The 11,654-nt window shown below is 62.4% G+C and carries 6 protein-coding genes; 3 read left to right on the top strand and 3 right to left on the bottom strand.

Going from position 1 to position 11,654, the window contains the following annotated elements; all coding sequences use genetic code 11:
- Window positions 1-253 precede the first annotated feature (253 nt).
- Window positions 254-874: a response regulator transcription factor gene (locus CQW31_RS24130; RefSeq protein ID WP_054883453.1), complete on the top strand. Its 621-nt coding sequence runs from the start codon at window positions 254-256 to the stop codon at window positions 872-874.
- 8 nt (window positions 875-882) lie between these two features.
- On the top strand, window positions 883-4,482 hold the full coding sequence (locus tag CQW31_RS24125) for a transporter substrate-binding domain-containing protein (protein ID WP_099815565.1): 3,600 nt from the start codon (window positions 883-885) through the stop codon (window positions 4,480-4,482).
- Window positions 4,483-4,520: 38 nt separating this feature from the next.
- On the opposite strand, the gene CQW31_RS24120 is transcribed toward CQW31_RS24125, so the two are convergent.
- On the bottom strand, window positions 4,521-4,865 hold the full coding sequence (locus CQW31_RS24120) for a YggL family protein (RefSeq protein ID WP_054883451.1): 345 nt from the start codon (window positions 4,863-4,865) through the stop codon (window positions 4,521-4,523).
- 187 nt (window positions 4,866-5,052) lie between these two features.
- Between CQW31_RS24120 and dacB the strand changes: the two genes are divergently transcribed.
- Window positions 5,053-6,516 (top strand): D-alanyl-D-alanine carboxypeptidase/D-alanyl-D-alanine-endopeptidase, encoded by a 1,464-nt coding sequence (dacB, locus tag CQW31_RS24115; RefSeq protein WP_054883450.1) that lies wholly within the window; start codon window positions 5,053-5,055, stop codon window positions 6,514-6,516.
- A gap of 127 nt (window positions 6,517-6,643) precedes the next feature.
- Here the strand turns inward: dacB and CQW31_RS24110 are convergent, their stop codons facing one another.
- Both CQW31_RS24110 and rlmKL read right to left on the bottom strand, forming a co-directional pair.
- Window positions 6,644-9,037, bottom strand: a complete 2,394-nt coding sequence (locus CQW31_RS24110; protein ID WP_099815564.1) for a diguanylate cyclase — start codon at window positions 9,035-9,037, stop codon at window positions 6,644-6,646.
- A 94-nt stretch (window positions 9,038-9,131) separates the two neighbouring features.
- On the bottom strand, window positions 9,132-11,324 hold the full coding sequence (gene rlmKL / locus CQW31_RS24105; RefSeq protein WP_099815563.1) for a bifunctional 23S rRNA (guanine(2069)-N(7))-methyltransferase RlmK/23S rRNA (guanine(2445)-N(2))-methyltransferase RlmL: 2,193 nt from the start codon (window positions 11,322-11,324) through the stop codon (window positions 9,132-9,134).
- Window positions 11,325-11,654: the final 330 nt, after the last annotated feature.

The following is an 11,654-nucleotide window of genomic DNA, read 5'->3' as shown; positions in this document are numbered from 1 at the left end:
ACCGAGCGACGCCCTTATCTAAGAAACGTCCTACAAACCCTACCGCCTTATAAACAACGTATACACAAAAGAACAAAACGCACCCAAAACGCCTTTGATGACGAAGTAAATTCTTACACTTCGTGGCTCAATTTGTTTTCCGCTGTAAGCCGTTTCCCATATATATCGAATTACCTATCCACTCGCCCCCGTCGACTTGCAACTGGGGTAAGGTGCCACCCTGCCTCCGCCATTCGCTGCAGGGAACTTGAACATGAATAGCGTATTTATCGTCGATGACCATCCAGTCATCCGCCTTGCTGTCCGTATGTTGCTGGAAAACCAGAACTACAAAGTCGTGGGTGAATCGGACAATGGCGTAGATGCCATACAGATGATTCGTGAAACCCAGCCAGAACTGGTGATCCTGGATATCAGCATTCCCAAACTCGACGGTCTTGAGGTGCTTTCGCGCTTCCAGGGCATGGCCCTGCCGCTGAAAATCCTGATACTCACCGCACAGACACCGGCATTGTTCGCGATGCGCTGCATGCACTCCGGCGCCGCAGGTTATGTATGCAAACAGGAAGACCTGAGCGAACTGCTCAGTGCAATCAAGGCCGTACTGGCTGGCTATAACTATTTTCCCAGCCAGGCGATACACAATGACCACGCAACAGCTGACGCAGACCTGCAACTTTTCCGACTCGTTAACGACCGAGAACTGATGGTCCTGCAACTTTTCGCCCAAGGCCGCAGTAACCAGGAGATCGCCAAGGGCATGTTCATCAGCAACAAGACCGTCAGTACCTACAAAAAGCGGCTCATGCAGAAATTGCAGGTCGACACCTTGGTCGACCTGATTGAAATGGCTAAACGTAACGCGCTGGTCTGAGGTTTTCGATGCTGCATCTGATCACTTGCCTGGGGTTCGTCCTGGCCTTCGCCTGCGACCTGGCGCAGGCTTCATCCCAGGATGTCGAGACCTATACCCTGCTGGCCCGCTCTTCGGCGATACCGCTCAATCCGCCACTGACTGAACAGCAAAAGAAGTGGCTGATGGGTCGCCATAGCCTGACCCTGGGCACCTCGGCGCCCGACTACCCACCCTTCGACATCACCAGTGGCGGGCAGATCTACCAGGGCCTCACGGCCGAATATGCAAGCCTGATCGGCAGGGCACTGAACCTGCCGGTCAAGGTCATGCGCTACCCGCACAGGCAGGCAGCGCTGCAGGCGCTCAAACGTGGCGAAATCGACCTGCTCGGCAGCGCCAATGGTTACGAAGCGACAACCGAAGGCGTGACACTTTCGCACCCTTATGCGGTTGATCAACCCGTGCTGGTCACCCGGGAAGATGAAATGCGTGCCCTCAATGGCGGCCTGCCTGGCATGCGCCTGGGCATGCTCTACCACTACCTGCCGCAGGAGGAAGTCCAGGCTACCTACCCCAATGCCGAGGTGCTGGTTTTCGGCTCATCCACCCAGGCCCTCAACGCCGTGGCCTTTGGCCAGGCGGATGTGTTCGTCGGCGATACCATTTCGACCCATTACCAGCTCAACCGCGGGCACCTGCCACGGTTGCGCTTGGCCAGTTTCGGCCAACACGAGAACTTCGGTTTCAGTTTCGCCATGCGCACCGAGGATGTGCAGCTCAAAGAGCTGGTCGATGCAACCCTCGACCGCCAGTCCAGCTCACTGCGGGCCAGTATTCTCAAGCGCTGGAGCGCTGGCAGCGACCTGCTGCTGAGCAATCGCCAGCTGCAGTTGACGGCAGACGAGGAGCAGTGGCTGCGCAGCCATCCGGTCATGCAGGTCGCGATTGACGAAACGGCAGCTCCCCTTTCCTATTTCGATGGCAACGGCCATTTTCGCGGAATAACGGCCGACCTGCTGGACCTGATACGCCTGCGAACCGGCCTGCGCTTTCAGGTCCAGCGGGCCAATGGCATTGCCGACATGCTCGCACGGCTTGAAGACGGGCGTGTAGACATGATTGCCGCCCTTGCCAGCGACGGCATCAACGACAAAAGCCTGCGTTTGAGCCGGCCGTACCTCGAAAGCCCCCACGTGCTGGTCACCCGTGCCCATGACGAGCGGTTCAGTTCGCTGGAGCAGCTGAGCCAGCGTCGTATCGCCATCTCCCGCTACAGCAACATGGACGACCTGCTGGCGAGCCACTTCCCACAGATCGGCTGGATCGAGACCGAAAGCCCCTATTATTCGGTAGCGCTGCTAAACAGTGGTGCCGTCGATGCCGTGATCACACCATTGATTGACGCCAACCACGCCCTTGCCGTCAATACCAACCTGGTCATACGCAGCACGGTGGGCAGCGAGCCGGCCAACTTCGCGATGGCGACCCGCGAACAGGACAAAGCCCTTGCCAGCATGCTCGACAAAGCCCTGCTGAGCATCTCGCCGGAAGAACTGGGGGTGATCAACAATCGCTGGCGCGGCTACGACGTGCATGAAGATGCCAGCTGGCAAAGCTTGCGACGCCTGATCCTGCAAGTGCTGCTGGGGACAGGCGTGCTGCTGTTGCTGGCGCTGCTGTGGAACGCTCGCCTGCGCGGCCAGATCAAGCAGCGCCAACGCGCCGAACGTGCGCTGAGCGACCAGCTGGAGTTCATGGGTGCACTGCTCAACGGCACCCCGCACCCCATGTACGTGCGCGACCGCGAGGGCCGCTTGCAAAGCTGCAACGCCAGCTACCTTGAAGCCGTCCAGTCCAGCCTGGAAGCAGTGATTGGCAAACGCCTGGAAGAGAGCCTGTTCGCCGATGCCGAGAACACCCGCCAGATTCAGGCCGACTACCAACAGGTGATGGCTGCCGGCGTGCCGCTGATCATTGACCGTCCTGTGCGCCTCAAGGATCGCGAAATGACCCTTTACCACTGGATCCTGCCTTACCGTGATTCGCTGGGTGAAGTACAAGGGATCATTGGCGGCTGGGTCGACATCAGCGATCGGCGCAAACTGGTTCAGGAGCTGCGCGAAGCCAAGCGCCTGGCCGACGACGCCAACCGTGCCAAGAGTACCTTCCTGGCCACCATCAGCCACGAGATCCGCACGCCGATGAGCGCGGTCATCGGCATGCTCGAACTGGCGTTGCAGCGCGCACTGCAAGGGCAAGTGGACGCCACTTCGCTGGAAGTCGCCCACCAATCGGCGAGGGATTTGCTTGGCCTGATCGGCGATATCCTGGATATCGTGCGTATCGAGTCTGGCCACCTGTCACTCAATCCAGAGGCCGTCGATCCGGCAGCGCTTGTCGAGTCGGTCGGCCGCGTCTTCCACGGGCAAGCGCGCCAGAAAGGCCTGGCCCTGGACATCAACATCAGCCCTGAAGCCCGTGGCCATGCCTTGCTCGACCCGCTGCGCTTCAAGCAGATCCTGTCCAACCTCGTCAGCAACGCCATCAAGTTCACCGAGCAGGGCCAGATCAGCATCACACTCGGTTTGCGCGACGAAGGCCCGTGCACGCACCCGACGCTGGAACTGGAGGTGCGCGACAGTGGCATCGGCATCGAGGGCGAAGACCTCCAGCGACTGTTCAACCCGTTCGTCCAGGCCAACCCGCATAGCCAGGGTGCCCGCGCCGGCACTGGGCTCGGCCTGGCTATCTGCCACAGCCTGTGCGAGATGATGGGTGGCAACCTGAGCATCAAGAGCCTCCCGGACTTTGGCACACAAGTTCGCCTGCTGTTGCCGCTTGAGCGCGTCGACGCCCCGGCGCCTCAGGGGCGGGAGGCCGAGGAGGTGGACATACCCGACCGTGACCTGAAAGTGCTGGTGGTCGATGATCACCCAGCCAACCTCTTGCTGATGGCACAGCAACTGGGTTACCTGGGGCTAAGCCATGCCAGCGCCAGCGACGGCCGCGAAGGCCTGGAAAAATGGCGCCATACGCCGTTCGACGTGCTGGTGCTCGATTGCAACATGCCACACCTGAGCGGCTACCAACTGGCCACTGCCGTGCGCAGCGAAGAGCGCCAGAACGGGCGACCGCGCTGCGTCATCCTGGGCTACACCGCAAACGCCCAACCCGAAGTCAGGCAAAAGTGCCTCAGCGCCGGCATGGACGATTGCCTGCTCAAGCCCATCAGTCTGCGTACGCTCAGCCAATACCTGGCCAAGATCGTGCCCAGCCCCCACCAAGCCATCGAGCCATTGTTCAACCTGGCGGGCCTGGCCGGCATCGTCGGCAACAACGCCAGAAGCCGTACGCGCTTTCTCACTGCCGTGCACACAAGCCTGCAGGAAGACCTGGCACTGCTCATGAGCCTTGATCCCCAGCATCAGGCCAACCAGATTCGCGAGCAGGCGCACAAGATCCTCAGCGCGGCACGGCTGCTGGAAGCAAGGCGCATGATGACGGCCTGCGAGGCCCTGGAGGAAGAAGCGTTATCTGCTGGGTGCATCAGACTGCAGCGGCAGGTACTGGCCCGGCATATGCGCCGGGTGGAGAAAGCGCTGGCCAGGGAACTGGCCAAGGCTTGACTGAGCGGCGCCCGAGCGAGGCGCCGCTCATGCACAGGTCAGGAAGCCGGGTTGATCGGCTTTTCCGGATACCAGGCGTCCAGCAGCGGGCTGACTTCGATGTTGGTCAGTTCGCTGCGGCCTTTGAGCCAGGCTTCGACAGTGGCACGCTGCTCTTCGCTGACCGAGCCACGCTTGGCCGAGCACACCAGACCGAAGTCATCACCGCCAACGTAATCGAGGCCGTTGGCATCCATGGCTTCAGCCAGGAAGGCGTCGAGGAAGGCATCGATGGCTTCGTCGGACAGGTCTTCCTTGAAACCCAGGTTCAGTTCGAAACCCAGCTCCTGGAATTCATCAACGCACAGCTTCTTGCGCAGACGACGGGAACGGTTGGTAGCCATGAAACAATCCTCTTGAGTATTAACGCGCGGCACTTTACCAGTTTCCACGCTACAAAGGCGCTTTTCCGTCGAACGTGGCGCATCAGCGCTGCGCTTGGGGCATAATGCGCTCTATATTTCGTCCTGGGGTAATCATCTCGTACAGCCCCATTGTCTTTTTCCCTCGTCCGCAGGGTATTTAATCCATATGATCAAAAAGCTCCGCCCCCTCGTTCTCGCTGGCCTGCTGCTGCCACTGGCATTGCCCAGCCAGGCAGCTGCCGTCAATACCTCCCTGCCGCCGAAAGTCCAGCAAGCACTGAAGGCCAACAAGCTGCAGGACAGCGCACTGTCGCTGGTCATGCTGCCGCTTAACGGTCCTGGCTCGGCGACCGTGTTCAACGCCGATGTATCGGTCAACCCGGCCTCGACCATGAAGCTGGTCACCACCTATGCCGCCCTTGAACTGCTCGGTCCCACTTTCCAGTGGAAAACCGAGTTCTACACCGACGGCAGCCTGAGCAACGGGGTGCTCAATGGCAACCTGTACCTCAAGGGCGGCGGCGACCCCAAGCTGAACATGGAAAAGCTCTGGCTGCTGATGCGTGACCTGCGCGCCAATGGCGTACGCACCGTTACCGGCGACCTGGTGCTGGACCGCAGCCACTTCGTGCAACCCAACCTGCCGCAGTTCGACGATGACGGTGGCGACGTCAACAAGCCGTTCCTGGTCAAGCCGGATTCGCTGATGATCAACCTCAAGGCCCTGCGCTTCGTTGCCCGCAACGACGGCGGCAAGGTCACCGTTGCCGTCGAGCCACCGATCGCCAGCATCCACATCGACAACCAGGTCAAGGCCGTGGCCTCCAAGCAGTGCAGCGGCGACGTGCGCTACAACCCGGTACAGCAACCCGACGGCATCAGCGTGACCGTCACCGGCCAGCTGGGCGATGGCTGCAATTCGCAGACCTACCTGTCGCTGCTGGACCACCCGACCTACGCTGCCGGGGCCGTGCGGGCCATCTGGAACGAGCTGGGTGGCAGCATCCAGGGCCGTGACCGCATCGAAAACGTGCCCAAGAGCGCTCGCCTGCTGGCCCGGGCCTTCTCGCCCGACCTGGTTGAGGTGATCCGCGACATCAACAAGTACAGCAACAACACCATGGCCCAGCAGCTGTTCCTTAGCATCGGCGCGCAGTTCCGCACCGATGCCGACGGCGATGACGCCCGTGCCGCGCAGCGCGTGGTGCGCCAGTGGCTGGCCAAGAAAGGCATCACCGCACCGCACCTGGTGATGGAGAACGGCTCCGGCCTGTCGCGCGCCGAACGGGTCAGCACCCGCGAAATGGCGGCACTGCTGCAAGCGGCGTGGAACAGCCCGTATGCCGCCGAGTTCATGAGCTCGATGCCACTGGTGGGTATGGACGGCACCATGCGCAAACGCCTGAAGCGCACCGCTTTGACCGGCGAAGGGCACATCAAGACCGGCACCCTGAATACCGTACGGGCGATCGCCGGCTTCAGCCGCGACAGCAACGGCAATACCTGGGCGGTGGCGGCGATCCTCAACGATCCGAAGCCATGGGGCGCCTCGCAGGTGCTCGACCAAGTGCTGCTGGATCTCTACCGCCAGCCGAAGCTGAACAACAGCGCGACGGCTGCAGCACCTTGATGCTTCGATAACCTGCACTGGCCACCTCGCGGGGAAACCCGCTCCAACAGGCACCCACAGGGCTCATGCCTTGTGCTATTCCTGTGGGTTTACCCGCGAAGAGGCCGGGACAGGCAAAAAAGCAATCTCAAGCCGACTCTGCCTCTACTCTGTCCCGTCCTGCCTGCTTGGCCGCATACACCCCGGCATCTGCCCGCAGCAACAAGGCATCAGCCCCCTCCCCCTGCCGCCACCCGGCCACGCCAAAGCTTGCAGTGACCTTGCCCACTCCTTCAACTGGCACACTGCGCACGCCTTGCCACAGCTCCGTGGCCAGCGTCCGCGCCTGTTCGACATCGCTTCCAGGGCACAGCACCATGAACTCCTCCCCCCCCAACCGGCAGAACACATCGGTGCGGCGCAAGCGCTGGCCAATGCGTTGGCACAGGCTGCGCAGTACATGGTCACCCACGGCATGCCCGTACTGATCGTTGATCCGCTTGAAATGGTCTATGTCGAGCATGATCACGGCCAGGTCCTGCTTATCACGCTGGGCACGATCCAGTTCGACCTTGAGTCGTTCCTGAAAATAGCGGCGATTATGAATACCGGTCAGCGAATCGGTGACCGACAGCGCCCGTAACTCTTCTTCCACCCCTTTGAGGTCGGAAATATCGGTGAGATAGCCATGCCATAGCGTGCAACCGTTCTCGCCGACCTCGGGCGTCGCCTCACCGCGCACCCAACGCAATCCGGCCCGCGGCAGGCATACCCGGTACTCTTCGCGCCACGGCGACAGGTGTTCAGCGGAATAGCGCACCGAACGGCGCACGCGCTCCAGGTCATCGGGATGAATGCGCTCGAATACCACCGAAGCATCCTCGCGCAGCAGTTGCAGGTCGACCTCGTAGATGTCGAACAGCCCCTGGCTGGCATAGGGGAAGCACGAGTGGCCATCGGCGTCCAGCCGGTACTGGTAGATCCCGCCCGGCACTTCCGCGCTGAGTTTCTCCAGCAAACGATCTCGCAGGGCCAGGGCCTCGTGCACCCGGCGCCGCTCGGTGACATCGATACAGATCGCCAGGTAGCCGACCCAGAGCCCCTGCTCGTCGAGCACGGCAGTCACCAGCATGTTGGCCAGCAAATGACCGCCATCCTTGCGCACCAGGGTCCACTCGCCAGGTTCGCCGCCGCTCTCCTGGATGGTCTCGGCGAACATTGCCTGGCCTCCGGCGATGTGCCGCCCATAGCGCAGGCTCAAAGCATGGGCACGCTGGCTGAGCTCTTCCGGCATCACCAGGTCCTCCAGGTGCAGGTGCCCGATCGCCTCGCTGGCCGAATAACCCAGCATGCGTTCGGCACCGGCGTTGAAGGTGCTGACCTCGCCTTTGAGGCCGGTCGCGATGATGGCCACCTGGGTCGCGGCATCCAGTACGCTGCGCAACTGGTTGTGGGTCTCACGCAACGATTGCTCGCTGACCCGCAGTTCCGCCGTACGTTGCTCGACCAGGGTCAAGGCACGCTGGCGCTGGCTGAACAGGTTGTACAGCAACACACTCAGCAGCAGGCTCAACAAGCCGCCCAGCAGCCCCACGGCCAAGGCGGCAGTGGACTGGTTGGCCCGCAGGAATGCCTGGCTCGGGCGCATGTCGAGCTGGAAATGATGGTCGGCAAGACGCAGCAGTTGCGTGCTGACCATGGCCAGTGCCGCCACCGGATTCTGTGAATCGAACAACACTTCGTGGCCGTCCCGCCCGCTCGGGTCGATGATGCGCATCACCAGATTGTCATCTTCAGCGATGGGTAGGCCTTCGGTGACCAACTGGCGCACATTCAGCAAGGCCATGACATATCCCGCCGGCGGGTCATCCGGCGATGCATCACGGAATACTGGTGCGACCATCAACAGCCCACGGCTAAGGTCCGGGGCGACGCTGAGCATGTCCAGCGGCTCGGAAACCGCCATGCTGCCCGGTAGCATGGCGCGTGCCAAGGCCTGCTCACGGGCCGGCTGGCTGCGCAGGTCGAGCCCGTAGGGCTGCCCCTGCATACACTCGGCCTGGGTATAAAGCACCGGATAGTAATAGGCTCGGCGTGGCGAAGGGTACCAGTGGCCAGCGCCATCCACCTCGCGGATCAGGTAATCCTGCCCCAGCCAGGCACTGGCCTGGCGCTCGAACTCGCGCCGCTGCCCGCCCTCGACCCGCGGCGCCCAGGAATACGCCTGGGTCCGCTGCAACAAGGGCCGGGCATAGCCATCGAACTCGCTCGGGGTGATTTCATTGGCATAGGTGAAGAAGCGCCGCAAGCCATTCAGGCGTCGCTCCTGGTCGTCGAAACGCTCGGCTATACGGCTATAACGCTCGCTGGCCAACAGTTCGAAGCGCTGGCGCAACTGCTGCTTGTAGAACGCCTGCGCGGCCAGCGCGAGGCCAGCCGACAGCAGTACGCCGGCCACCAACGCGACCAGCGCCACCGCCCAGGCAGCCATTGCCTCGCGGCACAGGCCCAGCACCTTCGCACGCACGCCCCACTTCGACATAGAGAGATCTCATCACGTCAGCGTCCTGCGAAACTTCTGGCCCTGTGCTGAGTTATAGCTATTGGCCATTAGGCGCGCAATGCGCCTCGTCGAATTAACGCAGCTGCAGGCGCCAGGCGCGGTGGATCCGGTTGTTGCGAGCGAAGTCCGGGTCCAGGGTCTGGGCGCTGATTTCCTCCACGGCGTAGCGCGTGCTGACATGCTCATCGAGCTGGAACTTGCGGAAGTTGTTGGAGAAATACAACACGCCGCCGGGTGCCAGGCGGGCCATGGCCAGATCGAGCAATTGCACATGGTCGCGCTGGACGTCGAATACCCCTTCCATGCGTTTGGAGTTGGAGAAGGTCGGCGGGTCGATGAAGATCAGGTCGTAGCTGTCGCGGTTGGCTTCCAGCCAGGCCATCACGTCACCCTGCTCCAGGCGGTTACGCTCGGAGAAACCGTTCAACGCCAGGTTGCGCCGTGCCCAGTCCAGGTAGGTTTTCGACAGGTCGACGCTGGTGGTGCTGCGCGCCCCGCCCTTGGCCGCGTGCACGGTCGCTGTGGCGGTATAGCAGAACAGGTTGAGGAAGCGTTTGCCAGCCGCCTCGCGCTGGATGCGCATGCGCATCGGACGGTGGTCGAGGAACAGCCCGGTGTCGAGGTAGTCGGTAAGGTTGACCAGCAGCTTGACGCCGCCCTCGTTCACCTCCTGGAAGCGGCCTTCGGTGGCCTGACGCTCGTACTGGCGCGTGCCGCTCTGGCGCTCGCGGCGCTTGAGCACCACTCGCTGCGGGTCGATGTTCAGTGCCTGGGGGATCGCCGCCAGTGCGTCGAGCAGGCGTGCCTGGGCCTTGTCCGGGTCGATCGAGCGCGGGGCTGCGTATTCCTGCACGTGAACCCAATCCTGATAGAGGTCGACTGCCAGGGCATACTCGGGCATGTCGGCATCGTACAGGCGGTAGCAGTCGACCTGCTCGCGGCGGGCCCACTTGCCCAGCTGCTTGAGGTTCTTTTGCAGGCGGTTGGCGAACATCTTTGCGCCTTCCGAGAGGCGTGCCGGCTCGCTGGCAACCGCCGCTGGGCGGCGGGCCTCGCCATTGTCGGCCTGGGCCTCGCGGCGCTCGCCGGTGACGAACTGATCAGGCTGAACCTTGAACAACAGCAGCTTGCACGGCAAGGCGCCGTTCCAGAAGGCATATTGCTTGTGGCTGCGGATGCCCATGCGCTTGCCCAGCTCCGGCGCGCCGGTGAACACCGCCGCTTCCCAGCCCATGCAGGCCTGGCGCAGGCGCTCGCCAAAGTTCTGGTAGAGGTACAACAGGCTGGCTTCGTCACCCAGGCGCTCGCCGTACGGGGGGTTGCTGATGACCAGGCCTTTCTGGTTCTGGTCCGGGCGTGGCTCGAAGGTGCTGACTTCGCCTTGGTAGATCTTCACCCAGTCGCCCAGGCCGGCACGCTCGACGTTGTTGCGCCCCGGCTGGATCAGCCGCGGGTCGGCTTCGTAACCGCGAATCCACAGTGGCGGCTTGGCCAGGCCGGCTTGCGCACGGGCCAGGCCCTCTTCGTGAACCTTGCGCCATGTGGCCGGCACATGGCCGAGCCAGGCGCTGAAGCCCCAGCGCTCACGCTTGAGGTTGGGGGCAATGTCGGCAGCGATCATCGCCGCCTCCACCAGGAAGGTGCCGACACCGCACATCGGGTCGGCAAGGGCGCCGCCTTGGGCAGCAATGCGCGGCCAGCCGGCGCGGATCAGCACCGCAGCGGCCAGGTTTTCCTTCAGCGGCGCGGCGCCTTGCTGCAGGCGATAGCCACGCTGGTGCAGGCTGTGGCCGGACAGGTCGAGCGAGAGGATCGCCTCGCCACGGTCCAGGCGCAGGTGCACGCGGATATCCGGGTCGACCTTTTCCACCGATGGGCGCAGGCCCTCACGGTTGCGCAGCTTGTCGACGATCGCGTCCTTGACCTTGAGCGCACCGAAGTGAGTGTTGTCGATGCCCGAGCCATGGCCGCTGAATTCCACGGCCAGGGTGCCGTCGGCAGCCAAGTGGTCGGCCCAGTCGACGGCGTGCACACCATCATAGAGGTCGTCGGCATTCTTCATCGGGAAGCGCTTGAGCACCAGCAGCACGCGGTTGGCCAGGCGTGACCACAGGCACAGGCGGTAGGCGGTTTCCATGTCGGCGGCGCCGCGAATGGCCGAGGTGTGCTCACGCACATCATCCAGGCCGAGGCCTCGGGCCTCTTCGGCAAGCAGGCCTTCCAGGCCTTTGGGGCAAGTGAGATAGAGTTCGAAACGGTCCGACATGAGTATTCCAGCGCCTTGGGCTATGTAAGTGACGAGGCGACGCATCGCCTTGCCGATGTTTGCCCGAACGCCCTTCCAGCAAGCGTCCGAGTGGCCTTCCCCGCTGCGTCATCGCAACCGAGGGGCCGGGCCGCCTGATCGATCTGCCGCTCGCCAAGTGGCAAAAACAGCTTAGATCATCAGGCAGTACCAATAATTTCCGTCGACGTCGTGGCCGTGTGACCCTTCGTCGCATTACCAAATATTTCTGTCATCCCGTCGCAACGCTGGCGAAATGACGCCAAGGTTCGGCAAACCCTGATAATAGCGGGCTCAACGCCAAACAAGGTT

This window comes from Pseudomonas sp. 382, from assembly GCF_002759075.1.
GTDB classification, from domain to species: domain Bacteria; phylum Pseudomonadota; class Gammaproteobacteria; order Pseudomonadales; family Pseudomonadaceae; genus Aquipseudomonas; species Aquipseudomonas vlassakiae.
The sequence above is the reverse complement of the archived record's forward strand: the minus strand, read 5'-3'. Positions and strand labels throughout refer to the sequence as shown.

Coding starts and splice junctions, on each gene's coding strand:
- CQW31_RS24130 (WP_054883453.1), top strand. CDS start 254: ATGAATAGCGTATTTATCGTCGATGACCATCCAGTCATCCGCCTTGCT.
- CQW31_RS24125 (WP_099815565.1), top strand. CDS start 883: ATGCTGCATCTGATCACTTGCCTGGGGTTCGTCCTGGCCTTCGCCTGC.
- CQW31_RS24120 (WP_054883451.1), bottom strand. CDS start 4,865: ATGGCTACCAACCGTTCCCGTCGTCTGCGCAAGAAGCTGTGCGTTGAT.
- dacB (WP_054883450.1), top strand. CDS start 5,053: ATGATCAAAAAGCTCCGCCCCCTCGTTCTCGCTGGCCTGCTGCTGCCA.
- CQW31_RS24110 (WP_099815564.1), bottom strand. CDS start 9,037: ATGTCGAAGTGGGGCGTGCGTGCGAAGGTGCTGGGCCTGTGCCGCGAG.
- rlmKL (WP_099815563.1), bottom strand. CDS start 11,324: ATGTCGGACCGTTTCGAACTCTATCTCACTTGCCCCAAAGGCCTGGAA.